At 40.5% G+C, this 25,132-nt stretch carries 18 protein-coding genes, 5 tRNA genes and 1 pseudogene; 10 read left to right on the forward strand and 14 right to left on the reverse strand.

The genetic code is table 11. The features are described 5' to 3' along the window. Positions 1-14: 14 nt before the first annotated feature. From B9T24_RS01685 to B9T24_RS01720, 8 genes and pseudogenes are all read right to left on the reverse strand, one after another. Positions 15-533, reverse strand: a pseudogene (locus B9T24_RS01685) (transposase). Between the two features lie 149 nt (positions 534-682). Continuing rightward, positions 683-772: transfer RNA gene (locus tag B9T24_RS01690), tRNA-Ser, on the reverse strand. Positions 773-869: 97 nt separating this feature from the next. Further along, positions 870-2,906: an NADPH-dependent 2,4-dienoyl-CoA reductase gene (locus B9T24_RS01695; RefSeq protein WP_171264817.1), complete on the reverse strand. Its 2,037-nt coding sequence runs from the start codon at positions 2,904-2,906 to the stop codon at positions 870-872. 174 nt (positions 2,907-3,080) lie between these two features. Further along, positions 3,081-4,784: a D-lactate dehydrogenase gene (gene dld, locus B9T24_RS01700; protein WP_086164214.1), complete on the reverse strand. Its 1,704-nt coding sequence runs from the start codon at positions 4,782-4,784 to the stop codon at positions 3,081-3,083. 273 nt (positions 4,785-5,057) lie between these two features. Continuing rightward, the gene (lldD, locus tag B9T24_RS01705) at positions 5,058-6,212 is read right to left on the reverse strand and encodes an FMN-dependent L-lactate dehydrogenase LldD (RefSeq protein WP_086164215.1); all 1,155 of its coding nucleotides are present in this window, start codon (positions 6,210-6,212) and stop codon (positions 5,058-5,060) included. 2 nt (positions 6,213-6,214) lie between these two features. Continuing rightward, positions 6,215-6,958 (reverse strand): transcriptional regulator LldR, encoded by a 744-nt coding sequence (gene lldR, locus B9T24_RS01710; protein ID WP_086164216.1) that lies wholly within the window; start codon positions 6,956-6,958, stop codon positions 6,215-6,217. Between the two features lie 21 nt (positions 6,959-6,979). Next, positions 6,980-8,650, reverse strand: coding sequence for an L-lactate permease (lldP, locus tag B9T24_RS01715; RefSeq protein WP_171264818.1), 1,671 nt, complete (start codon positions 8,648-8,650; stop codon positions 6,980-6,982). A 449-nt stretch (positions 8,651-9,099) separates the two neighbouring features. Beyond that, positions 9,100-9,324: a hypothetical protein gene (locus tag B9T24_RS01720; RefSeq protein WP_143223725.1), complete on the reverse strand. Its 225-nt coding sequence runs from the start codon at positions 9,322-9,324 to the stop codon at positions 9,100-9,102. A 161-nt stretch (positions 9,325-9,485) separates the two neighbouring features. On the opposite strand from B9T24_RS01720, the gene argG reads away from it, so the two are divergent. Continuing rightward, positions 9,486-10,829 (forward strand): argininosuccinate synthase, encoded by a 1,344-nt coding sequence (gene argG / locus B9T24_RS01725; protein WP_086164219.1) that lies wholly within the window; start codon positions 9,486-9,488, stop codon positions 10,827-10,829. 74 nt (positions 10,830-10,903) lie between these two features. Here the strand turns inward: argG and B9T24_RS01730 are convergent, their stop codons facing one another. Continuing rightward, positions 10,904-12,163, reverse strand: coding sequence for a GGDEF domain-containing protein (locus B9T24_RS01730; protein ID WP_086164220.1), 1,260 nt, complete (start codon positions 12,161-12,163; stop codon positions 10,904-10,906). Positions 12,164-12,314: 151 nt separating this feature from the next. Between B9T24_RS01730 and pyrC the strand changes: the two genes are divergently transcribed. The 9 genes from pyrC (at position 12,315) to B9T24_RS01775 (ending at position 18,240) form a co-directional block, all read left to right on the forward strand. Further along, positions 12,315-13,349 carry a dihydroorotase gene (pyrC, locus tag B9T24_RS01735; protein WP_086164566.1) on the forward strand — a complete coding sequence of 345 codons (1,035 nt, stop codon included), beginning with the start codon at positions 12,315-12,317 and terminating at the stop codon, positions 13,347-13,349. Continuing rightward, the gene (gene rnt / locus B9T24_RS01740) at positions 13,334-13,993 is read left to right on the forward strand and encodes a ribonuclease T (protein ID WP_086164221.1); all 660 of its coding nucleotides are present in this window, start codon (positions 13,334-13,336) and stop codon (positions 13,991-13,993) included. The genes pyrC and rnt overlap by 16 nt, the downstream gene beginning before the upstream one ends. Before the next feature lie 20 nt (positions 13,994-14,013). Continuing rightward, a tRNA-Glu gene (locus B9T24_RS01745) sits at positions 14,014-14,089 on the forward strand. A gap of 410 nt (positions 14,090-14,499) precedes the next feature. After that, positions 14,500-14,575 (forward strand) — tRNA-Glu (locus tag B9T24_RS01750). 110 nt (positions 14,576-14,685) lie between these two features. After that, positions 14,686-16,104 (forward strand): amino acid permease, encoded by a 1,419-nt coding sequence (locus tag B9T24_RS01755; protein ID WP_086164222.1) that lies wholly within the window; start codon positions 14,686-14,688, stop codon positions 16,102-16,104. 81 nt (positions 16,105-16,185) lie between these two features. Beyond that, positions 16,186-17,079 carry a hypothetical protein gene (locus B9T24_RS01760; protein WP_086164223.1) on the forward strand — a complete coding sequence of 298 codons (894 nt, stop codon included), beginning with the start codon at positions 16,186-16,188 and terminating at the stop codon, positions 17,077-17,079. A gap of 127 nt (positions 17,080-17,206) precedes the next feature. Next, positions 17,207-17,282 (forward strand) — tRNA-Glu (locus B9T24_RS01765). Positions 17,283-17,324: 42 nt separating this feature from the next. Further along, positions 17,325-17,400, forward strand: a tRNA-Glu gene (locus B9T24_RS01770). Between the two features lie 132 nt (positions 17,401-17,532). After that, positions 17,533-18,240, forward strand: a complete 708-nt coding sequence (locus tag B9T24_RS01775; RefSeq protein ID WP_086164224.1) for a glutathione binding-like protein — start codon at positions 17,533-17,535, stop codon at positions 18,238-18,240. A gap of 7 nt (positions 18,241-18,247) precedes the next feature. Here B9T24_RS01775 and B9T24_RS01780 read toward each other — a convergent pair whose 3' ends face one another. From B9T24_RS01780 to B9T24_RS01800, 5 genes are all read right to left on the reverse strand, one after another. Continuing rightward, a complete protein-coding gene (locus B9T24_RS01780) occupies positions 18,248-19,492 on the reverse strand; it encodes an NADH:flavin oxidoreductase/NADH oxidase family protein (RefSeq protein WP_086164225.1) in 1,245 nt (414 codons plus the stop codon). 100 nt (positions 19,493-19,592) lie between these two features. Then, a complete protein-coding gene (locus B9T24_RS01785; RefSeq protein ID WP_086164226.1) occupies positions 19,593-21,182 on the reverse strand; it encodes an ABC transporter ATP-binding protein in 1,590 nt (529 codons plus the stop codon). Further along, positions 21,157-22,170 carry an ABC transporter permease gene (locus B9T24_RS01790; protein WP_086164227.1) on the reverse strand — a complete coding sequence of 338 codons (1,014 nt, stop codon included), beginning with the start codon at positions 22,168-22,170 and terminating at the stop codon, positions 21,157-21,159. The genes B9T24_RS01785 and B9T24_RS01790 overlap by 26 nt, the downstream gene beginning before the upstream one ends. Then, positions 22,170-23,234, reverse strand: a complete 1,065-nt coding sequence (locus B9T24_RS01795; protein ID WP_086164228.1) for a microcin C ABC transporter permease YejB — start codon at positions 23,232-23,234, stop codon at positions 22,170-22,172. The genes B9T24_RS01790 and B9T24_RS01795 overlap by 1 nt, the downstream gene beginning before the upstream one ends. Before the next feature lie 32 nt (positions 23,235-23,266). Next, positions 23,267-25,105, reverse strand: a complete 1,839-nt coding sequence (locus B9T24_RS01800; protein WP_086164229.1) for an extracellular solute-binding protein — start codon at positions 25,103-25,105, stop codon at positions 23,267-23,269. Positions 25,106-25,132 lie beyond the last annotated feature (27 nt).

Below are 25,132 nucleotides of genomic sequence, written 5' to 3' on the forward strand. Positions count from 1 at the left end.
TGTTTTATCCATATTCAAGTGGCAACTTGAATATGGAGTCTACCTAATTCAGTGAATTTATTGAATACCGCTATACCTGCATGAATTTCGTTGACCTGACTTTGAAAGTGCCTTGCGCTGAGTTTATCTTCTCATAATTTAATACAATGCATATTGGTTTCGACCAAGCTTTGTCGATGATAACCCGACCATTTTTTCCAGATAGTTCATCCTAAACGCTTAACTGTTCGAAGCAATTTATTTCGCTCTAATGAACTGATTCTTTTATCTTTCCAAGGTTTTGCATTTTTCCTTGGCGGAATTACCGCATAGGCTTGTCGATCTGCAATTACCTGACGACATTGTTTTGATCATCAAACAACACTGAATAGCAGTATCGGAATAGGTTTGATTTATCCCATGTTTGTTATTCGGTTCTGCATACCATTGGTATCAAGATTAAACCAAATCAAGAGATTCCCTCGATTCATCAAAGCATGGTTGTAGGAAGACCAGTTCGTTGTACGATATATTTTAGAGGTAGGCTTATTCATTGGAAAATTATATTGCTGAATAAGCCTTTAGATATAGGTTGGTACAACAAAGCCATTTTTACATCCAAATTTTTATGAGGGGTAGGTTGTGGGATAAAACGATAGGCAAGAAAAAAGCCCTTGTAAATACAAGGGCTTTTTTCAAAATTTGGCGGAAGCGGTGAGATTCGAACTCACGGAGGACTCACACCCTCGTCGGTTTTCAAGACCGGTGCATTAAACCGCTCTGCCACGCTTCCATGTGCGCCATAATACGGATCTTTTTAAAAACTGACAAGTAAAAATTACAAGCAAAGCATTCAAATGAATATTGTTTCACCAAATTAACTTAAAAAATCATAATTTGGCTGCTAATTCAGCACCTTCACGAATCGCACGCTTCGCATCAAGCTCTGCCGCCAGTTTTGCACCACCAATAATATGGTAATTTGCCAACGTATTTTCACCTTCATTTGGCATAATGTCTTTTACTGACTCTTGCCCCGCACAAACCACGACCGTATCCACACGTAAAAGTTGGTCATAGCCATTGGTTTCAATCCATATACCTTCATCGGTAATAGATTTATATTGCACGCCACGCAACATTTTAACAGCATGTTTTTTAAGTTGTGCGCGATGTACCCAACCCGATGTTTTTCCTAAACCAGCACCTAAAGGTGTCGTTTTACGTTGCAACAAATAGATTTCACGTACAGGATGATCGACTTGTGCGGGCTGCAAACCACCTTCGGAAATATAGTTCGGATTTGGATCAATACCCCACTCTCGTTGCCAGTCTGCCAACGGTTGTGGTTGAGGCTGATGTTCTGGTTTCAATAAAAACTCGGAAACATCAAATCCTATACCACCTGCACCAATCACTGCGACACGATTGCCAACGGCAGCACCACGTAATACTTCTGCATACGACAACACTTGTGGCGCATGACTGCCTTCAATTTTTAAACCACGCGGCACAACACCTGTTGCAACAATGACCTCATCAAAACCTTCACGTTCTAATTGCTCACGGTTCACTTTCGTATTTAAACGCAGTTCTACCCCTGTTTTTTCAATTTGGACTTTAAAGTAGCGAATGGTTTCATGAAACTCTTCTTTACCCGGAACGACTTTGGCTAAATTAAACTGCCCGCCAATTTCTTGTGCGGCTTCAAATAAAGTCACCTGATGACCACGACTCGCAGCCACTGTTGCAGCAGACATGCCCGCTACACCACCACCGACAACTGCAATTTTTTTCGGTGCCTTGGTCTTTAAATAAACCAATTCAGTTTCATAGGCTGCACGAGGATTAACTAAACAAGTGGCACGTTGATTTTTAAAAGTATGATCTAAACAGGCTTGATTACACGCAATACAGGTATTAATTTCATCAACACGATTGGTTGCCGTTTTACTCACCCAGAATGCATCCGCCAACAACGGACGTGCCATCTGAACCATATCTGCTTTTCCAGCAGCCAAAATAGCTTCAGCTGTTTCAGGCATGTTAATACGGTTTGAAGCGATCACAGGAATAGCAACATGCTTTTTCACTTCTGCCGTGTAATCTGCAAATGCTGCTCGTGGTACAGACGTGACAATGGTAGGAATACGTGCTTCATGCCAGCCAATACCTGTATTTAGCAATGTTACCCCTGCTTTTTCCAAAGCTTGAGCCACGATAATCACTTCATCCATAGTATTACCATCATGGACCAGATCAAGCATCGACAAACGGAAACAGATAATAAATTTTTCACCAACTTTTGCACGAATCGCTCTAACAATCTCAACCGCAAAACGCATCCGATTCTGAATATCGCCTCCCCAACGATCATCACGCTGATTGACATGGCGACTTAGAAACTGGTTCAGTAAATAACCTTCCGAACCCATAATTTCTACACCATCATAGCCCGCTTTTTTAGCAATACTGGCGGTATGTGCATAATCATCAATGGTATCTAAAATCTGCTTTTCACTCATTTGACGCGGTTTAAAAGGTGAAATGGGCGACTTAATTGGACTTGCAGACATTACAAAAGGTTGATAACCATAACGTCCTGCATGCAAAATTTGCATCAAAATTTTTGCGCCATGCTTATGCACAGCATGTGTCACTAAACGGTGTGGTGCAACATCGCCTAAGGTATTCATAGTACCGCCCGCAGGAAGTAACCAACCTGAACGGTTGGGTGAAATTCCCCCAGTAATAATTAAACCAACACCACCTTTTGCACGTTCCCCAAAATATGCTGCCAGTTTAGGGTAGTTGTAAAAACGGTCTTCCAAACCTGTGTGCATTGACCCCATCACGACACGGTTTTTAATGGTCGTAAAGCCTAAATGAAGTGGTTTTAATATATTTGCATAGCGAGTTGTCATCATGAATCCTTTAAGGTTGGCTTTGCAACTTGTTGCATACTACTTTACCGACTTTTCATATTTTGTTTATGGCTTTTTAAATAATTTGTCTGCAAGAAACTGTCAATTTGACATAAAAAAAGTGTAGCTATTGAGACTACACTTAAAGTATTACACCTGATGATTATTTACCTCAATTTATGAAGATTTCCAATTTTTTAATTTCGTTGTATGCCCAATACCGACATTAAAACTATTGGTTGGATCTAGTTTTTGATAATGTTTTTTCAGTGCAGGCTTCGCCACATATAAATGCCCAACATTATGTTCCGCAGGATATTCCGCACCACGCTCATCCAACAAATGCCACATTTGATGCTCTATCGCTAAAGGATCAACCCCTTTCTTAACAATATAGTCTTGATGAAAGACATGACACAGAAAATGACCATAATAAAGTTTATGAATCATCAAATCATCGATCTCTTTGGGTAAAGTTTCTAACCATTCACGGTCATTACGGCGTAAAGCAATATCCAGCGCCACAATATCTTCCACCTCACTGCGATGGGTATCACGATAGCGGATGGCAGCACCAGCAACTGCAAAACGATGTAAAAAGGCTTTCCGTCCTTCTTCCTCTGTACACAAAAAATAATGACCTGAAGTATTTGAAGCAAAATATTGTTTTAAAAATTGCTCAACCTGTTCAACATCCTGATTTTCTATACGCAAAACCAAATGATGTTCATATAAGTCACGGAATTCATTCATACGTTTTGGTAAATGGTTGGGCATAAACTTAGTGACCAATTGCAGCACTTTGTCCGAAAGTCCTTTCATACCCAATTTTTCTAAATAACCATCGACCTTATCTTTCATGGCAAAAGCTGCGGGTACTTTGGCTGTACCAAACTTTTCAATAAACATGAAAGTATCTTTACCGTATTCAGCGCCAATATCATAAGCAACACGGTGAATATATTCACCCGCGATTGGCAAACGTGCTAAATCTTTCAATAAAAAACGACGAATTTCAGTTAAATTATCCTGTGAATTTGTACCCACATAGAACACTTGACTTGGGATTTTCTCAAAAGTATCCAGACGCACTGCAAATACACACACTTTCCCTGCTGAACCCGATGCTTCAAATAAACGCGATGGGTCTGCATTAAATCGTGCAGGGGTATTTTCATCCACTTGCGTTACATCATGGGCATAATGCTGATCTGAAGCACAACAATTAGTATCATTTTGGATATCATCTATTTGATAGTGCTGCTTTTGCAATTTAGATAAAATTTCTTCAGGCGTTGTACCTAAGTCCACACCCAAATGATTCACCAGTTCCAACTCGCCCACTTCATTTACGCGGGCATAAAGTGCCAGCTCAGTATAAGCAGGCCCACGACGTACCAATGCACCGCCCGAGTTATTACACACCCCACCTAACACAGATGCACCTATACACGATGAACCAATCACCGAATGGGGTTCACGGTTAAAGGGTGCCAATTCTTTTTCCAGTCGATCCAGTGTTGCACCCGGTAAACAAATCACTTGCTGACCATCATTAATCACTTGAATCCCCGCTAAACGGCGGGTACTGATTAAAACAACTGGACGATCATAATCATCACCAAACGGCGTAGAACCACCCGTCAATCCTGTATTAGCAGCTTGCATAATCACAATACAATCTGCATCGACTGCGGTTTGTAAAACATGCCATTGCTCAATTAAAGAACCTGGGGTAACAACAGCCAAAACTTGACCAGAACCATAACGTCGACCCTGACGATATAAACGTGTAGCATTATCATCGGTTAAAACGTGTGCTTTACCCACGATGTTGATGAGCTTATGAATGGTTTGCTGTGAATCTGATTGAGTTTGCATTTGATACCCTGCATATTTAGATTTTCTAGCTTTTTAATAAAATCTAATAACTAAAATGAGAAACCAACTTTCAAAATAAGAATGATTTATCCCAATATCAGCTATCGCGATTGGCGGCATGGATGCCGCTGTTGAGCAGAGGAACAAGGACGTTCCTTCTGCTCAACAAAGGATTTTTGTTACTTTTGATCCTTCAAAAGTAAGACATTACCTACGCGAGAACATTAAATTCAAACCAACATTTGTGGTTGTGACAATTTATGAATAAATGACTTACCCAGCCAACTCTCGATCCAATTTCACCAAACAATCAGAAGTAATATCTGCAATGGTTTTTGCACCTGTTAACGTCATTGCAACACGCATCTCTTTATCAATTAAATCTAATAAATTAGATACACCTGCTCCACCAGCAGCACCCAAGGCATACACAAATGCACGACCAAGCATGCAAGTATCTGCACCCATCGCCAGCATACGTACCACATCTAAACCATTACGAATACCTGAATCGGCTAGAATTTTAATCTCACCTTTTACCGCATCTGCAATTGGAGGCAACGCGCGGGCACTGGATAAAACCCCATCCAACTGACGACCACCATGATTTGAAACCACGATTCCATCTGCACCAAAACGAACCGCATCTTTAGCATCTTCAGGATCTAAAATACCCTTGATGACCATTGGGCCATCCCAAAATTCACGAATCCACTCCAAGTCTTTCCATGAAATAGCTGGGTCAAAATTATTCCCTAACCAACCAATATAATCTTCAAGCCCTGTAGGTTTACCTAGATATTTTGAAATATTCCCCAAGTCATGTGGACGACCATGCAGACCTACATCCCAAGCCCATTGAGGATGAAGTACCGATTGTAAATAACGACGCATTGCTGCATTTGGACCACTCATGCCCGAATGTGCATCACGATAACGCGCTCCTGGTACGGGCATATCCACAGTAAAAACCAAGGTCGAACAGCCCGCAGCTTTAGCACGCTCTAAAGCATTTTTCATAAAGCCACGGTCGCGTAACACATATAACTGAAACCACATTGGACGTTGAATCGCGGGGGCAACTTCTTCAATCGGGCACACTGAAACCGTAGATAAAGTAAAGGGGATGCCTTTTTTATCTGCCGCGACTGCTGCCTGTACTTCACCACGGCGCGCATACATCCCTGTTAACCCTACAGGTGACAAAGCCACAGGCATCGATAAGGTTTCATTAAATAGCTGAGTTTCAAGACTTAAGGAAGACATATCATTCAAAACACGCTGTCTTAAGGCAATTTTGGATAAATCTTCTACATTGCGCTTTAGCGTATGTTCCGCATATGCACCACCATCGATGTAATGAAATAAAAACGGCGGTAAGCGACGTTTTGCAGCTTCACGGTAATCATTAGTAGAAGAAATAATCATAGCTATATCCTGTTTAATCGACTTGCACGCTGACGACGAGCTTCTTCTTCATCAATCGAGCGTACTTGTTGAACTACAAACTCAATATGTCCACACACTGCTTGTCGAGCAGCTTCTGGATCTCTACGTTCAATTGCAGCCATCACGCGAAAATGTTGGTCATGCAATTGATCAAAACGGTGTGATTCTGAATAGACTTTTCGACGGCCTAAAACCACGTTAAATTGCAACAAATCAAATAAGCCACGCATCATCTGAATGAGTACCAAATTATGTGATGCCTCAGCAATCGCAAGATGAAATTTAGCATCGGCTTTTGCGGCCTGATCATCATCACCAAGCGACTGAAAATAAGCAATTTTATCGTACCATTGACGAATATTTTGTAGGTCTTCTGGCGTGGCACGCTCTGCGGCATACCAAGCCGTCCCCCCTTCTAAAATCGTTCGTGCTTCCTGCACATCAAAACGATATGCAGGATCTTGATCAATCAAATTAATTAAAGGCTGCACAATTTGATGTTGCGACCAATTGGTCGGCAACTGCTGCAAAAAAGTACCCGCCCCAACTTTACTTAACAACATGCCCATACTGCTCAGTTGCTGAATGGCTTCACGTAAAGAAGAACGGGAAACACCTAACTGCTCACATAATTTTCGTTCAGCAGGCAAACGATCTCCAACTTGCATATTATTTTGTTCAATCAATATACGAAGGCTTTGTACCACTTTGTCGGAGACTTTCATTTGCTGTCCTTAAATTGCGTGTTATGGAATCATCCATGGGAACACATAAGCTTGTAAGGTAATAAGAATACCCATCATTATGGTGAAAACGATACTGTGTTTCACCGTAAAACGGAACAGGTCTGATTCTTTACCTACCAATCCTACCGCAGCACATGCAATCGCAATCGATTGTGGAGAAATCATTTTTCCTGTTACCCCACCACTGGTATTGGCTGCAACCAATAACACTTCAGGCACACCAATTTGACGTGCTGTCGTTGCTTGCAATGCACCAAACAATGCATTCGCTGACGTATCTGAACCGGTTAAGAACACCCCAACCCAGCCCAAGAATGGCGAGAAGAATGTAAAAGCTTTACCCGTATGCGCCAGTGCCAATGCCAAGGTTGCTGACATACCTGAATAATTGGCAATAAAGGCAAAGGCCAATACCATACCAATCGAATAAATCGGTGTTTTCAATTCATAAATAGTTTCACCAAAAGTTACCACAGCTTCTTTTGGCTTCATTTTCAAGAAAATAATGGTAATAACCGCAGCAATAAAAATGGCTGTACCTGTTGCAGAGAACCAGTCAAATTTAAAAATAGCATCATAGTTTTTGATTTCAGGTACAACGGGTGGCATTTTTTGCACCAATTGATGCAAATATGGCACTTTGATTGAAATCACTAAATCATGTAATGCACCGTCTTTGGTAAACAAATCTTTAAAAGGTTTGATACTCCAAATCGTCACCATTACGGTTAAAATCATAAATGGAGACCAAGCTTTGGCAATTTGCCCAATGCTGTATTTCTGTTGCTTCTGAGCTTCTAGGTTTTCATCAACATTTTCATCCTGATCAGCAAAGCGGAAGATATGCTTTGGTTTCCAGTATTTAAGTAAAATCGTCAAGGTCACTAAAGATGCAATTGCAGCGGTAATATCGGGTAATTCTGGGCCAACAAAGTTAGAGGTTAGATATTGTGCAATCGCGAATGATCCACCCGCCACAATAACTGCCGGCCATGTTTCTTTAATCCCACGCCAGCCATCCATAATCCCCATGATCCAGAACAGAACAATAGGCACCATAAACGGTAACTGACGACCCACCATCTGACTGATTTCCATGGTATCGACCCCAGAAACCTGCCCTGCAACAATAATTGGAATACCCATAGCACCAAATGCAACAGGTGCAGTGTTCACAATTAAGCAAAGTCCTGCTGCATATAACGGTTTAAAACCTAAACCGACCAATAGCGCAGCGGTAATTGCCACTGGTGCACCAAAACCTGCCGCACCTTCAAGGAAAGTACCAAATGCAAATCCCACCAACAGCATTTGTAAACGCTGGTCTTCAGTAATAGATAAAATTGAAGAACGGATAATATTGAATTGACCCGTTTTTACTGAAATTTTATATAAAAAGACTGCGCCAATAATGATCCAAGCAATCGGCCATAAACCGTAGAAAAATCCATAAATCATTGATGCAAATGCGATTGTTACAGGCACCTGATAAGCAAAAAGTGAAACCAGTAATGCTAAAACAACGGTAATCGTTCCCGCTACACTACCTTTTAAGCGAAAAACAGCCAGTGCGAGGAAGAAAAAAATAATAGGAATAAGTGCAATAAAACTGGAGATCCAAATATTGCCAAGAGGATCATAAATCTGTTGCCAAGATTGAAGCATTGTCATCTCCTTGAAATGCTTACTGGTACATGAATAATGGAATAGTGGTCTGAACACTGATAAGATTACCCAATAATTGGTATGACCAATATTGAATAAAATAAAAAAATATTCCGTATTTACACAAATATAGTAAATTTTGTTTAATTAAAGATCAATATCGGTCTAACATATTTTATATTGGTCAGACCAATATTAAGTGAATTTCAGTCATAAAATCTCCTTATCCAACAAGCTCTAAAATCATAAAAATGGACAGCAGCTTTGTTTTTATTTAATTTTTTAGCATAAAATACGAAAACACCTCCCAACCTACAACTTTAGTCTAATAGTCTATTTTTTATTGTTTACGCTGTACTTTAAAGCATCAAAATCAAGTTAAAGAGATCCAAATCAAGATATCATTTTGCAAAAAAAACCGATTATTTTTTAAAATTCAGCCTTAAAAAAGCTCATCATAAAATCACTTTTTCAATATAGATCATTTCCAACAAAATGACCTTTGCAACAGGAATTGCCCATTTCAAGCCATTTATTTTCATCAATCTCTGCCTCGAAAGCATTTCTGCCCAGCCAAAAATAACGCTCCCACTGGCACAGTTCCCAATACAATGAATGGTAATTTTTGAATATTGACTTAACTTCATCTGCTGTCTTTTTAAGTTAATTAAATCAATCATCATTTTCCAAAATCGTGATCTCTTTAAAAATTGCAGATATTTTTTTGATTGGTTATTTTTACGAAAAAAAATTTCCCTAAGAGTGCTATAATTAAGCTAACTATAGATTCTCCTCGGCTACCAATTATCGTGGTGCCTATTTTATATCGTTAGGACTAACAATGACTGATAATGCAACGATCTTGCAGAATGTACCAGTAGGTAAAAAAGTTGGGATTGCCTTCTCTGGTGGCCTTGATACTTCAGCTGCTCTATTGTGGATGAAACAAAAAGGTGCTGAACCTTATGCGTATACCGCAAATTTAGGTCAGCCAGATGAAGATGACTATGATGCGATTCCAAAGAAAGCTGAAGCTTATGGCGCAGTAAAAGCACGTTTAGTTGACTGCCGTTTACAGCTTGCGCTTGAAGGTATTGCTGCAATTCAGTGTGGCGCATTCCATATCAGTACGGGTGGTGTTCCTTACTTCAATACAACTCCTCTTGGTCGTGCAGTGACAGGTACTATGCTTGTTACCGCAATGAAAGAAGATGATGTCAACATTTGGGGTGATGGTTCAACTTATAAAGGTAACGACATTGAACGTTTTTACCGTTATGGTTTGTTGACTAACCCTGCGCTTAAAATCTATAAACCATGGTTAGACCAGACGTTTATTGATGAGTTAGGCGGCCGTGCCGAAATGTCACAATTCTTAATCGACAATGGTTTTGATTACAAAATGTCGAAAGAGAAAGCTTACTCAACTGATTCAAATATGTTGGGTGCGACTCACGAAGCAAAAGATCTTGAATACCTCAATGCAGGGATCAAAATCGTTGACCCAATTATGGGTGTTGCTTTTTGGAAAGATGACGTAGACGTTAAAGCTGAAGAAGTCACAGTTACTTTCGAAGAAGGTATGCCTGTTGCTTTAAATGGTCAACGTATCGAAGACCCAGTTGAATTGATTCTTGAAGCGAACCGTATCGGTGGCCGTCATGGCCTAGGTATGTCGGATCAAATCGAGAACCGTATTATTGAAGCGAAATCTCGTGGTATTTATGAAGCGCCGGGTATGGCTCTGCTTCATATCGCTTATGAACGTCTGGTCACAGGGATTCATAACGAAGATACCATTGAGCAATACCGCATCAACGGTTTACGTTTAGGTCGTCTGCTTTATCAAGGTCGTTGGTTTGACTCTCAAGCGCTTATGCTGCGTGAAACTGCACAGCGTTGGGTTGCTAAAGCCATTAGCGGTACTGTGACTTTAGAACTGCGTCGTGGTAATGACTACACCATTATGAACACTGAATCTGAAAACCTCACTTATGAAGCTGAGCGTTTAACCATGGAGAAAGGCGATTCAATGTTCTCTCCGATGGATCGTATTGGTCAACTCACCATGCGTAATTTAGATATCACAGATACACGTGCTAAATTAAGCATTTATACCAACACTGGCTTACTTGCAGTGGGTACGGGTTCAGCTGTTCCGCAATTAAAAGACAAAAACAAATAAGTTTGTTTAAAATCAAAAAAACCGCCTAATAAGGCGGTTTTTTTATATCTCATTCTAAAGACTGATTTAAAATTTTAGGCGACTTGTGTTGTACGAATAGATTGATAATAAATTTGATTTCGCCCCAGTTCCTTCGCTCGATATAAAGCCTGATCTGCAATGCTGAGTAGTTCTTCTTTGCTTAACTCTATTTCACCCCGATAGACCGTAACCCCTAAACTAATCGTAATATGATTTGAGACTAAAGATTTGATGTGCGGAATTTCTAAACGATCAATGGCTTTATATATATTGGATGCCACGGCATAAGCACCATGCGCGTCGGTTTCAGGTAATAACACCACAAATTCCTCGCCACCATATCGCGCAACAAAATCCATATGTCGTATGGCATTTTTAACTGATTTTGCAATGGAGGAAATGACATCATCTCCTTTTTGATGACCATAAAAATCATTATATTTTTTAAAAAAATCGACATCAATAAACAAAACAGACAAAGGCGTTTGATCACGACGGGATTGTTCGTAAAATACATCCATCATTTCATCAAAAGTTCGACGATTTGAAATTTTAGTCAGTTCATCATGCTGACTTAAATGGAGTAATTCTGAATTATAAATACGGTGAATTTTTTCACTTACTTTGGAACGCATTGAATATAAATAAATCATCCGTTCACGGGCAAAAATCATCTGGCTAATCACATAGCCAAGCATACAGCTACCAAACAGAATACGTGCTAACACCATCGCATCAAAATTAACATTCAGTCCGACAAAAATAAAAACTGTAACTGTTGCTGCGGATAAACCCGTCATCAGCATATAAAAGGGTTTCACCCCAGTCAAAATATAAGCCAGTATATAAATAATACAGACGATTGCCATCGCTTGATTTTGCAAGGCAACCGTTTCAACCGTAATGGTCAGCCATGAAATTGAAACAATTGCCCAAAACATGATAACCATGGAAGCATGAGAAAAATATGGACGCGCTTTAGGAGAAGAAGCAAAAAAGAATAACGCCAATAAACATAGAGCGCCATTTAGTAAGCCAAGCATACATTGCAAAAAATCATGCACAAAATATTGCTTATCGATAACCCAATAATCACTGGGCACCATAACAACAGTGAAAATAAAATAGGCTAAAATCCCCCCCCAAACATATTTTTCCACATGCTTTCGGGCACGTTCTAAGTTTTTTGACCAAAACTCTTGTTCCATTTTTTTAGGAAAAACTTGACCTACACGACGACTTTGCCGCGTAATTAGTTCTTCTATTTTTTCTTTATCGTACTGTAATTTAGCCAGATTATACTTATATTCCATTGCTAGGCATTATGTAATTCTTTTAGTTACTTAAAATAACATAATTTTATTGTTCATAATTATATATATCTCACCATTTGTCTTTAATTCCCGTTACCATTTTCACACTTTATGGATTATCATTTGTTTTATTTCTTTGATTGAAATGACCTTGAATACGATCACTCTTCTCCAGCCAGATGATTGGCATGCTCACCTTCGCGATGGTCTCTCATTACAACGCACGGTTCCTGATTTAGCTCAGCAGTTTGCTCGCGCAATCTGTATGCCCAATACTGTTCCTCCTGTAAAAACAGTTGAAGAAGCAATTGCGTATCGTGAACGCATTATGGCACATGTGCCAGAAGGCATCGCCTTTGATCCACGTATGGTGCTTTATTTCACTGACCACACTGCGCCAAGTGAAGTCAAAAAAATTAAAGAATCTGAACATGTAAATGCTATCAAGCTATATCCTGCTGGTGCAACCACAAACTCCGACAACGGTGTCAGCGATATTCGTAAAGTTTATGCTGTGATTGAACAACTTGAAGAACACCAAGTGCCTTTACTGCTCCATGGCGAAGTCACTCACAGCCATGTCGATATTTTTGATCGTGAAAAACGCTTTGTAGATGAAATTTTAGCGCCATTACTCAAACAATTTCCAAAGCTAAAATTGGTTTTAGAACATATCACTACCAGTGAAGCTGCACATTTTGTCCTTGAGCAAGACCGTAATGTCGCTGCTACAATTACACCACAGCATTTATTGTTTAATCGCAATGATATGTTGGTTGGTGGTATCAAACCGCATTTCTATTGTTTGCCTATTTTAAAACGTCAAACACATCAACAAACTTTACTTGAAGTTGCAACCAGCTCGAATCCTAAGTTTTTCTTAGGCACAGACAGTGCGCCTCATTCAAAAAATGCCAAAGAAAATGCATGTGGTTGTGCAGGTTGTTATAGTGCACCAACCGCAATTGAATTATATGCTCAAGCTTTTGACCAAGTTGGTAAAATTGACCGTCTAGAAGGTTTTGCCAGCCATTTTGGTGCTGACTTTTATGGTCTTCCGCGTAATACCAACACCATTACCTTGGTCAAAGAAGATCAAATTATTCCGACCAGTTTAGACTATTTGGATGGTGAACAAATTATCCCTCTGTATGCGGGTAAAACCATTCAATGGAGAAAAGTGTGACAGATGAAACCCAACCCATAATTGGTCAACGTTTCCGTGGATTTTTACCTGTTGTTGTGGATGTCGAAACAGCAGGTTTTAACTCACAGACCGATGCCTTATTGGAAATTGCAGCAATCCCAATCATTTATAATGAAGCAGGTCAGTTTGTGCCAGGTGAAGCTTACCATGCACATATCAACCCTTTCCAAGGGGCCAACTTAGACCGTCGTTCCTTAGATTTTATTGGTATTGATCCGTCTAACCCAATGCGTATGGCCATGGCTGAAGATGAAAAGACCGCATTAAAGCGTATTTTTAAAGCCGTGAATGAGGTACGTCGTCAGCAAAACTGTACCCATGCCGTATTGGTTGGACATAATGCCCATTTTGATTTAGGTTTTGTACAAGCTGCTATTGCGCGTACTGGAACTAAAAATCAAAATCCTTTTCACAGCTTTTCTGTATTCGATACAGTGACTCTAAGTGCTGTGATGTTTGGTCAAACGGTACTGGCAAAATCTTGTATTCAGGCTGGAATTGAGTTCGATGGCAAAGAAGCACACTCTGCTTTATACGATACTCAAAAGACTGCGGAACTGTTCTGTTATATTTTGAACAAACTCGCACCTTACCTACTTGACACTTTGGCGGCGGATCAATAAGATACCGCCATCTTCTAAACGTCCCTATCGTCTAGAGGCCTAGGACATCGCCCTTTCACGGCGGTAACCGGGGTTCGAATCCCCGTAGGGACGCCATCTATTATTTCTGCTTGATTCAATTTCTAAAAATTGCTCTATATTTCTAGACCTAATTTTATTTTAGATTCCCTTACTGTTATTTATTACTTTCATTAAACATAATTTTTATTTCTGTTTTTTTAATTCACGACACCTAACAATAATTTTTTGTTTTTTTGGCTTACCTTTACTCTAAAATTTGCTTACCCCCACTTAATTTTGTAGTTCCCTACATTTTAAGTTCAACTGCATATATCACCATAGAATGAGCCTTTGATTAAGCCATGTATAAGCACTATTTAAAAACTGCATTTTTTTTATTTTGAATTTGTTATTTTTTATGCAATCAATTCAATCTTATAAAAATAATGCCATTACAGGTTTGACAGCCTGATCAAAAATCCATACTATACCCATCACCTCCTTACGACCCTATCGTCTAGAGGCCTAGGACATCGCCCTTTCACGGCGGTAACCGGGGTTCGAATCCCCGTAGGGTCGCCATATATCGTGCTATACGATCATTCAAGCTTCAACATTCATCATTATTCCATTGCAGATTTGTAGTTTTTCACTACAATAGCTCGCTTCATCTATATCTTTCCTTTTCTCTTATGCAGCCATCTCATACTCCGAATGATGCTTCGCATCAGAGCAATTCTGCGCCCTTAAAACGCGCTATGAGTACTCGACACCTAGTCATGATTTCGCTTGGTGGCGCAATCGGGACAGGGTTATTTTTAGGTTCGGGTGAAGTCATTGCACAAACGGGGCCTGTGGGTGCCATTTTTTCTTATCTTTTAGGCGGTTTAATTGCCTATGCTGTAATGCTTTGCTTAGGCGAGCTTGCCGTACATATGCCTGAATCTGGCTCTTTTGGTAGCTATGCACAAAAATTCATTGGTCCTGGTACAGGCTATACCATTACGTGGTTGTATTGGCTCACTTGGACTGCCACCCTTGGAACTGAATTTACTGCTGCCGCACTACTGATGCAGGAATGGTTTCCTCAGATTTCAGTCTGGATTTGGACGATTGCTTTTGCCGCAATTGTTTTTGGACTCAATATGAGTTCAACCAAACTGTTTGCTGAATCTGAATTTTGGCTGTCTTTAGTCAAAGTTGTGACTGTAATTGTCTTCATTATTTTAGGTCTTTTAGCAATCTTTGGCATACTTTCTTTCCAAGGTCACTCATCTGCACCGTTATTTAGCAATCTAACGGCTCAAGGTTGGTTCCCTCAAGGTTTATTCCCTATTTTTGCCACCATGCTGATTGTGAATTTTGCCTTTTCAGGAACAGAATTGATTGGTGTTGCCGCAGGTGAAACAGAAGACCCAGCGAAAAATGTACCGAAAGCTATTAATGCCGCAATTTGGCGACTTTTAATCTTCTTTGTCGGGACAATTGTTGTCATTAGTGCACTCTTGCCACATCAAATGGCAGGCTTAAATGCTGAAGGGGTCAGTAGTAGTCCATTCGTGACTGTGTTTACCTATATTGGTATTCCATATTCAGAAGATATTATTCGCTTTGTCATTATCACAGCGCTGTTATCCGCGGCAAATTCTGGCTTATATGCTGCTTCGCGTATGATGTGGTCTTTATCGGATAAAAAACAATTACCTGCTGTATTTTCTACAGTCAATCATCGTGGTATTCCATTTGTTGCTATTATTGTCACCATGTTTGGCGCACTTCCGGGCTTATTATCAGAACAATTTGCACCTGAAACAATTTTTAAAAATTTACTAGGAATAGCCGCATTTACCATGGTGATTGTATGGATGAGCATTTGCTTAAGCCAATTCAATTTTCGTCGCCAGTGGTATAAAGCGGGGCATACAGCGAAAGAATTAGGCTTTGCTGCACCACTCTTTCCAATCGTCCCCATTCTTGGTTTTGTTTTCTGTTTGATCACTGGTATTAGCATGGCAACTGACCCAGAAATGTTGCCGGGCTTTATTGGCTGCCTAATTTTTATTGCAGGTTGTTATCTGAGTTATTATATTTTCTATCGAAAGCAAAACTAACACACAAAAAGAGTGGTCAAGTACCACTCTTTTTTTTAAGCTAAATACAGACAATGTCCTCTATAAAAAATCTGACCCTGTATGAAAATCATTTTTATTCACGGCATGAATCAACAACATTATGATGAAAATGCTTTAAAACAACATTGGTTAAATGTGTTTAAAACGGGCTTAAATCATGCAGAGCAAAATATTGAGCTTAAATCACTGGATATTAAACTGCCCTTTTATGGTGACTTACTGAGCAAACACCAGCTCTATAACATTTTAGACTTAGCCACACTACTCCCTAAGTCACTTTTACATTTACACCTTCCTTTCCACCTCAGGCATAACACATCTATTGTTCAAGAACATAGGCCATGTGTCACCCCCTTACCCTGTTTCAATCCCGAGCAATCTGAATCGCTTACTCAGCGTTTATCCGTCATTTCAGCGTTAACCAAAGACCATGCTTTTAGAGAATTAAGCATGTTTCTCAACCACTACCCAAAACTACACGAAACACTAATGCATAAATTTTTAATCGAAACCTATTTGTACTTGTCTAATCCTGACTTTATGCATGAAGTTCACCAAAGAATTATGTCCCATATCCACCCAACTAAAGATCATATTATTGTGGCGCATTCATTAGGAACCGTCATTGCCTACAACTTGTTGCATCAATTTACCCATTTTAGAGTGCATCGTTTTATTACCCTCGGTTCACCACTTGCATTTAAAGTGATTCAAGAAAAACTCAACCTACCTATTTCTCGACCACCTCAACTTCATGGCGATTGGTTTAATTTTTATTCGCCCGATGATTTTCTAACTGCCTTCCCTTTATCTGAAGCACCTTTTGACTTCGAACCGCCGATTATTAATCAATCAATCACCACACTTGTGAATAACCCGCATCAAATTACGGGTTACCTACAACACCCAGCGGTCATCAAAAGCATTGTGGATGCCTTAAAGCTCAAAAAATAAACCACATCAAAGTATATTTCACAGATTTGTTTTATTTTTATTCACTTGATTCTATTTTTAAAGATTATGCTCGAAAAAGGTTTGACAGCTTTTCATATCCACCCTATTATACGCCCACCTCTGAAACGACCCTATCGTCTAGAGGCCTAGGACATCGCCCTTTCACGGCGGTAACCGGGGTTCGAATCCCCGTAGGGTCGCCATTTAATTTATGGTTTTGTTTTCAGAAGTATGCCTCACCTATTGACCCTATCGTCTAGAGGCCTAGGACATCGCCCTTTCACGGCGGTAACCGGGGTTCGAATCCCCGTAGGGTCGCCACATTCGAGATTGAAAGATCTCATAAAAAAGCCTGATTATTATTAATCAGGCTTTTTTATTTTCAGCAGCATCATCTTCAAAATCGCATTCTGTTTTATACTCAAGCCCAACAAAACAATAAATGATCACCGCATGCAGATTCGTCTATTTCATAAAACCAATTCGCGCTCTCAACGCATCATCTGGTTATTAGAAGAATTAAAACTCGATTATAAATTGGTTTTTTGCCAGAACGATCTATCGAATCAAAGCTTAGCGCACATTAAACATCCGCACCGACTCGCTAAATTTCCAACTGTGCAAATTTATGAAAATGATGACTCAGATGTGATTACCCTTGCTGAAACAGCCGCAATTGCAGACTATCTAAGCTATTTATTCAATGACTTAGGCATAGCTCAGCTTAGCCATCAAGAAATACAGTATTTTTATTATTGGAAAAATTTTGCTGAAGCGACGTTGATGCCTGATTTAGCACTCAAACAAGTTTTTGCAGCTATTGTGACCAGAACACCTTGGCCAGTACGTTTTGTCAGTCAATTGCTAAAGTTGGGATTTGATCGCGGCTATTTAAATCATACCTTACATCAACATCTGCAAATGATTGATGAACATCTAAAAGACCACAGTTATGTCGTAGGTCATCAGTTCACCATTGCAGATCTTTTATTATGGTTTCCCTTGTTGGCTTGCACGCAATCCAACCCAGCGTTTGAATCGTTACCGCATATCCAGCATTATTTATTACAGATCCAAAGCAGACCCGCCTTTCAACGTGCATTGGCGAAAGGACAATGGTCTGCTGTGGAGTTTCAATCGTATTGGTCTAAAGCGTGGTAATCAATCCCTATGCACTACGACGTGAATTGACCCGACCTTTAATCATGGCGGTAATATTGCCTTTGGCATATTTCAAGAATACTTTAAGGGGTGACAGTTTAGGATTTGGACGTTTACCCTGTGCAATATCTTTAAACTGCGCGGCATACCAAATAATTTCCATAATCGCCATTTTATCGACCATCGGAATCCCTGTTTTAATATTATTGACTGCATAACGTACATCCTGCCCTGCAATCAGACGATCTGTTAAATCAGTTTCGACAGCCAAAGGACGTGCAATGCCAATAAATTCACAAGCACCACTGTCTAAGGCTGCATTCATTCCTTCTACGGTACGGAAACCACCCGTCACCATTAAATGGCATTTTACTTCTTTGCGAATGTTCTCTGCAAAATCGAGGAAATAGGCTTCGCGGGCAATGGTGCTGACTTTACGTTTATCTGCTTTCGCTCCAGCCATTGCTGGTGCTTCATAAGTTCCGCCTGAAATCTCAATTAAATCAATACCCGCCTCATCAATCGCTTTAAAGACAGTAATCACTTCTTCTTCCGTAATACCGCCACGCTGGAAATCTGCTGAATTGAGCTTTACTGAAATAATAAATTGCTCTGAAGTCGCTGCACGTACAGCTTGATAAATTTCCAATAAGAAGCGCATACGATTTTCAATTGAACCACCCCATTGGTCTTGACGTTTATTGGTCAAGGGCGATAAAAATTGACTGATCAGATAACCATGTGCGCCATGTAACTGTACGCCTTCAAAGCCCGCTTTTTCACAAATTTTTGCCGATGTTGCAAAGCGCTGAATAATGTCCAAAATTTCATCTTCACGTAATTCGCGCGGTGTACCAAAAGTTGTCGCCAGCATTGGACTAAACGGCACAGCCGAAGGGGCAACGGTTTCTTTATTCAGTCCTTTTGGGCACTGACGACCCGGATGCGACAATTGAATCAATTGCACCATGCCATATTGCTTACCAATTGCTGCCCAGCGTTGTAATTGAGCGAGATCACGCTCTGATTCAATCACCACAACACCCGGTTCATTTTTGGCACGAAAGTCCACCATCACATTGCCAGTAATTGCACAACCTAAGCCACCTTTTGCCCATGCTTCATATAAACCCCAGTGTAATTGGCTCGGCTGACCTGCGTAATTGGCTAAGGCTTCACTCATCGCACCTTTAATAATGCGGTTTTTAAAGTTAATATTTCGAATACTGGCGGCTTTAGCAAGATGACTCATATTTATACCCTAATTTATTTGTCGTTATGTAGAGCTAAAACTCTAAACTTTTTATATTATCCGTCAATGACTATTCTGACAATATGACTTGTCAGTAAATTTATACATACTGACTTGCAGCAATCAATTGTTGGGTATATTCCGTTTTCGGATTTAAAAATAATTGCTCCGTGGTCTGAAATTCCATCACTTTGGCACGACGTAAGACCAAAACTTTTTGGCACAATGCTTTCACAACCTGTAAATCATGGCTGATAAATAAATAACTAATTTGGTGTTCTTGCTGTAAACGTCTTAGCAGCTTCACTATCGCCCGTTGTGTGGTGCGATCCAGTGCCGAAGTCGGTTCATCCAGTACCAGTAATTTAGGGTCAAGCACCAACGCTCGTGCCAAAGCCACACGCTGCCGCTGCCCGCCCGAAAGTTCATGTGGGTAACGCGTTCTAAAGCTAATAGGTAATTCTACTTTTGCTAAAGCTTCATCAATACGCTGTGATATTTCAGGATTAGAAAGTTTTTTTAAACCCAAACCCTCCCCAATGGTCTGCTCCACATTCAAACGTGGATTTAAACTGCTAAATGGATCTTGAAAAACGATTTGAAATTCAGCACGCAAGGGACGTAATTGTGTTTCATTGCATTGGTTTAAATCTGTGCCAAGCAGAACAATTTCACCCTCACTTTTAATAAGTCGGGTAATGGCTAAAGCCAGTGAACTTTTACCTGAACCACTTTCCCCAACAATGCCAATCGACTCCCCCTGTGCCAACTGTAAATCTAAAGGTTCAACAGCGACAAAATAATCTTTGACTCGGTTTAACCAACCCTGCTTAATTGGAAACTTCACCGCAACATTATGTAAAGTCAATATATCAGGGTGATCTGCAATCGCGATGGCTTGACCAAAATCATGATTTAATAAATCCTGGGTATATACCTGTTTTGGATGTTTAAATATTTCGTCAACACTGCCCTGTTCTGCAACCAGACCTTTATTCATCACAATCACCTGATCGGCATAGCGATGAACCAAATTTAAGTCATGGCTGATCAAGATCATAGCCATATTGCGGCTTTGTTGTAATGATTTAAGCAGCGCTAAAATTTGCGCCTGTAAAGTCACATCCAAAGCCGTTGTTGGCTCATCTGCAATTAAAATATCGGGATCTAAGGCCAAAGCCATCGCAATCATCACACGTTGACGCTGCCCACCCGAAAGCTCATGTGGATAACGGCGCAATTTATCCTCTGGGTCGGTCATGCCCACATCGTTGAGTAATTCAATAATGCGCGCTTGGGTCTTTGCTTTTGACCAGCCTTGCAGCAACAACGTTTCACCAATAATCTTTTCCACCCGATGTAATGGGTTTAAGGCTGTCATCGGTTCTTGGAAAATCATCGCCATTTTCTGACCACGAATTTGTCGCAGTTGTTCAGACTTGAGGGTTAACACATCTTGTTGCCCCAACCAGACCTGACCTTTTATGGTTAAATTACTGGGTAACAGCCCCAGTAAAGCCAAACTACTGATGGACTTCCCTGAACCACTTTCACCGACAATCGCAATGGTTTCACCAGCATGCAGCTGAAAATTTAAATCATCCACCAACAGCTGTTGCTCATGCTGAATATTTAAATGCTCTACAGCCAATACCACGTGTGGATTATTGGCGTCTTGGATCGAATGCATCACGTGTCGCCTCCCCAATATAAATCAATAAAGATAAAACAATGGCTAAGGTAAAGAAGCCTGAAAGTGCCAACCATGGTGCATTTAGGTTCGACTTGCCTTGTAACAATAATTCACCTAAGGATGCCGCATCTGGAGGCAAGCCATATCCTAAGAAATCTAAAGCCGTCAGTGCGGTAATATTGGCCGTTAACATAAATGGCAGTTGTGACAAGCTTGAACTCATGGCATTCGGCAAAATATGCCGAAACATAATGGTTCGATCACTAACTCCCAAACCACGTGCTGCACGGACATAATCCAAATTACGGGCTTTTAAAAATTCTGCGCGTACCAACCCCACCAGTGTCGTCCAACCAAAACAGAGCATAATCAGAAACAGCCAATACACATTTGGGGTAAACATGCTGACCAGAATCATTACCATAAATAATGTCGGCAAGCCGCCCCAAACTTCAAGGATACGCTGCCCCAGTAAATCGACCCATCCACCATAATAGCCCTGAATTGCGCCCACCACGATTCCCAGAATGGCTGAAGCAAAGGTTAAGGCAAAGCCAAAAAGCAGCGACACGCGCAAACCATAGAGAATACGTGCCAACACATCACGCCCTTGGTCATCTGTTCCTAACCAGTTTTGTGCAGTTGGTGCAGTTGGTACAGGCACTGCCAGTTCTAAATTTGGCGTTTGGTAGGAATATTCAATCAATGGCCAAAGCGCCCAGCCGTTATGACTGATGAGCTGTTGTACCACGGGGTCTTTATAATCGGCTTCTGTTTCAAATACACCGCCAAAGGTAGTTTCGGGGTAGGATTTAAAAACAGGCACATACAATGAATCATCATATTTCACTAGCAGCGGTTTATCGTTGGCAATCAATTCCGAAGCCAGTGACACCATAAAAATTAGTGCAAATAAAATCAGACAAGCAAAACCGAGTTTATTTTCCTTAAAGCGTTTTAAGCGCATGTGCATTAAAGGTGACATCACTCGGCACCTCGCGAATCAAAATTAATACGCGGATCAATCACCTGATACAACACATCACTGATTAAACGTAACACCAAACCGAGCAAGGTAAATAAAAATAATGTGCCAAAAATGACAGGATAATCACGCTGTTGAATGGCTTCAAACCCCAGCAAACCTAAACCATCTAAATTAAAGATGATTTCAATAAACAAGTTGCCCACAAAGAAAATACCGATCAATGCTTCGGGTAAACCCGCAATCACAATCAACATCGCATTTCGAAACACATGACCATATAACACGCGTGATTCACTTAAGCCTTTAGAACGCGCAGCCAAGACATATTGTTTGTTTAACTCTTCCATAAAGGAATATTTGGTTAAATAAGTCAGTCCCGCAAAACCACCAATCACCATGGCCAATAAGGGCAATGTCATATGCCAAAAATAATCTTTAATTTTACCCAGCCAACTTAAGCTGTGAAAATTTTCAGACACTAAGCCCTGCAAGGGAAACCATTGGAAATAAGAGCCACCGGCAAAAAAGACAATCAATAACACGGCAAAAACAAAAGATGGAATGGCATAGCCTATCGCCAATAACATGGACGTCGATTTATCAAACAGCATGCCATGTTGGCGCGCTTTTTTAATCCCCAAAGGAATTGAGATCAGATAAATCAGTAAAGTGCTCCATAAGCCCAAAGACAAGGACACGGGCATTTTTTCCCAAAGTAATTGGGTGACAGGTTTATCTTTAAAAAAACTGGTGCCAAAATCAAAGCTGGCATAACTTTTCAGCATGCTCCAAAAGCGTTCATGTGCAGGTCGATCAAAACCATATTGGGCTTTAATCTTCTCCACCATTTCCTCACTTAAACCTTTTGCACCCTGATAATTACTTTTGCTATGCGCAGTTTCACCACCCGTTGCACCCATGCCTTGAAAAGTTTCCGCTTGTTGAATCGCTTGTTCAACTGGTCCTCCCGGTGCAATTTGAATCACCACGAAGTTAATCAGTAAAATGAAAAACAGGGTCGGAATAATCAGCAGCAGTCTTTTTAATATATATATGCCCATCGAAACAACGTTCCTTGTGCCTTGGTGATTGCTTATTGTTGACGTAAATAATGCGTGACTTTTTTAGCTTGCTCGGCATCACTCCACCAATAGTCAATCCCCGATGATAGCTTTGGTTTGACTTTCGGTTGATGATACATATTCCAATAGGCAAACCAGTTTTCACCTTTACCATAAGTCGGAATTTGATAATAACCGGCACGTAATAACCGATCGAGCACCTTGGTTCTCAGTACCAGTTGTTCGCGATCTGGTGCCTGAATAACCTGCTGAATGACAGCATCAATCACCGAATTCTTAATGCCCGAATAATTATAATTCCCCGGCTGATCTGCCGATGCACTGCCCCAAAACTGCGCCTGCTCATTACCTGGATTGAGTGACTGTGGCATCACACTGGTGGTCATGTCAAAATCCTTACTCCGCATTCGTTCAATGTACTGCGGCACATCAACCTGCCGAATAGCAACATCAATCCCCAAACGCTTCATATTACGGATAAATGGCATCAGCGTGCGCTGTAAACCCTCTTGATGAATGAGGAACTCAATCTGAATGGGCTGGGCTTTACTGTCCAGTAATCGTCCATTTTGAAAGGTATAACCTGCTTTTAATAACTGCTGCCGTGCAATGAGCAAATTATTACGATTAAAACCACTGGCATCAGAAATTGGATATTGCCACGCCTTAAGCACACCCTGACGTTGAATCGGATTTAATCGTGCCAAATACGGCTTTAAAATAGCCATTTCGGCTGAACTGGGAACGCCTTTGGCTTCAAGTTCACTGTTAGAAAAATAGCTCTGCAAGCGTTGATATTGCCCATAAAACAAAGCTTTATTTTGCCATTCAAAATCATAAGCGTTAGTGATGGCTTGACGAAATTGAATATCATTAAAAGGGGCACGGCGCGTATTAAAGACAAAACTTTGTGTCGCAATGGGATTGTGATGCTGAAATTTATATTTCACCACCATACCCGATTTCACAGCAGGAAAATTATATTCCGTAACCCATTTGCGCGCAGTCATTTCTTCATGCAAGGTATATTGACCCGACTTAAAGCCTTCAAAAGCGATGTCTAAGCTACGGTAATACACATACTTCAAACGCGCAAAGTTATAACGCCCTTTATTCACCGCTAAGTCTTTGCCCCAATAATTGGGATTTAGCTTATAGGTAATACTGCGACCCGCATCAATGCGATCAATTAAATAAGGCCCTGAACCTAAAATCGGTTGTAAAGTGACACGGGTAAAATCTTTATGCTGCCAATCCTTTTTTGAATAAATTGGCATTTGCGACAAAATTAGCGGCATTTCTGAATTTTTGTCCGATTTAAAACTCATCTTGACCACATATTTGGACAAGACTTCAGTTTTATCCAAATCGGCCAGATACATTTGCAAGCCCGGATTGGATTTGGTCTGATAAGCATCAAAACTGAACTTGACATCTTGCGCTGTCACAGCACTGCCATCGCTAAAACGTGCTTTGGGATTTAAATGAAAAATGACATATTGCGTTTTTTGAGGATCAAAGGTAACTTTTTCTGCCAGCAAAGGATACATCACCCCAGGCTCATCCAGTGAACTTGACATCAACGAGTCAAACAGATGTTCAACCCCATCTGTGGCACTGCCTTTACCATTCATACTATTTAAGTTATCAAAAGTGCCATTACTGGCGGTACTTAAATAACCCCCTTTCGGCGCATGGGCATTGGCATAAGGCATGACAGACAAGCCAGCATATTTCGGCTGACTATGTACAGCAATATACGGTGTAGTCTGCACCGCAGCCCACACCCCTTGAGTCAGCAGACCCAGTCCACAGGCAAAACCAAAGCGTTTTGCGCTAGCCAATAACATGTAAAAGCACTCCCTGTCTTTGCATGT

It is taken from the genome of Acinetobacter sp. ANC 4654 (assembly GCF_002135425.1).
Classification (GTDB): Bacteria; Pseudomonadota; Gammaproteobacteria; order Pseudomonadales; family Moraxellaceae; genus Acinetobacter; species Acinetobacter kyonggiensis.

Excerpts from the sequence above, each read along its gene's own strand:
- B9T24_RS01760 (WP_086164223.1), top strand. The coding sequence starts at position 16,186 with ATGAAAATCATTTTTATTCACGGCATGAATCAACAACATTATGATGAA.
- B9T24_RS01795 (WP_086164228.1), bottom strand. The coding sequence starts at position 23,234 with ATGGGCATATATATATTAAAAAGACTGCTGCTGATTATTCCGACCCTG.
- B9T24_RS01695 (WP_171264817.1), bottom strand. The coding sequence starts at position 2,906 with ATGATGACAACTCGCTATGCAAATATATTAAAACCACTTCATTTAGGC.
- B9T24_RS01730 (WP_086164220.1), bottom strand. The coding sequence starts at position 12,163 with ATGGAATATAAGTATAATCTGGCTAAATTACAGTACGATAAAGAAAAA.
- B9T24_RS01780 (WP_086164225.1), bottom strand. The coding sequence starts at position 19,492 with ATGAGTCATCTTGCTAAAGCCGCCAGTATTCGAAATATTAACTTTAAA.
- argG (WP_086164219.1), top strand. The coding sequence starts at position 9,486 with ATGACTGATAATGCAACGATCTTGCAGAATGTACCAGTAGGTAAAAAA.
- B9T24_RS01790 (WP_086164227.1), bottom strand. The coding sequence starts at position 22,170 with ATGTCACCTTTAATGCACATGCGCTTAAAACGCTTTAAGGAAAATAAA.
- B9T24_RS01785 (WP_086164226.1), bottom strand. The coding sequence starts at position 21,182 with ATGCATTCGATCCAAGACGCCAATAATCCACACGTGGTATTGGCTGTA.
- B9T24_RS01720 (WP_143223725.1), bottom strand. The coding sequence starts at position 9,324 with ATGATTGATTTAATTAACTTAAAAAGACAGCAGATGAAGTTAAGTCAA.
- B9T24_RS01775 (WP_086164224.1), top strand. The coding sequence starts at position 17,533 with ATGCAGATTCGTCTATTTCATAAAACCAATTCGCGCTCTCAACGCATC.
- lldD (WP_086164215.1), bottom strand. The coding sequence starts at position 6,212 with ATGATTATTTCTTCTACTAATGATTACCGTGAAGCTGCAAAACGTCGC.
- B9T24_RS01755 (WP_086164222.1), top strand. The coding sequence starts at position 14,686 with ATGCAGCCATCTCATACTCCGAATGATGCTTCGCATCAGAGCAATTCT.
- lldR (WP_086164216.1), bottom strand. The coding sequence starts at position 6,958 with ATGAAAGTCTCCGACAAAGTGGTACAAAGCCTTCGTATATTGATTGAA.
- dld (WP_086164214.1), bottom strand. The coding sequence starts at position 4,784 with ATGCAAACTCAATCAGATTCACAGCAAACCATTCATAAGCTCATCAAC.
- rnt (WP_086164221.1), top strand. The coding sequence starts at position 13,334 with ATGGAGAAAAGTGTGACAGATGAAACCCAACCCATAATTGGTCAACGT.
- lldP (WP_171264818.1), bottom strand. The coding sequence starts at position 8,650 with ATGACAATGCTTCAATCTTGGCAACAGATTTATGATCCTCTTGGCAAT.
- B9T24_RS01800 (WP_086164229.1), bottom strand. The coding sequence starts at position 25,105 with ATGTTATTGGCTAGCGCAAAACGCTTTGGTTTTGCCTGTGGACTGGGT.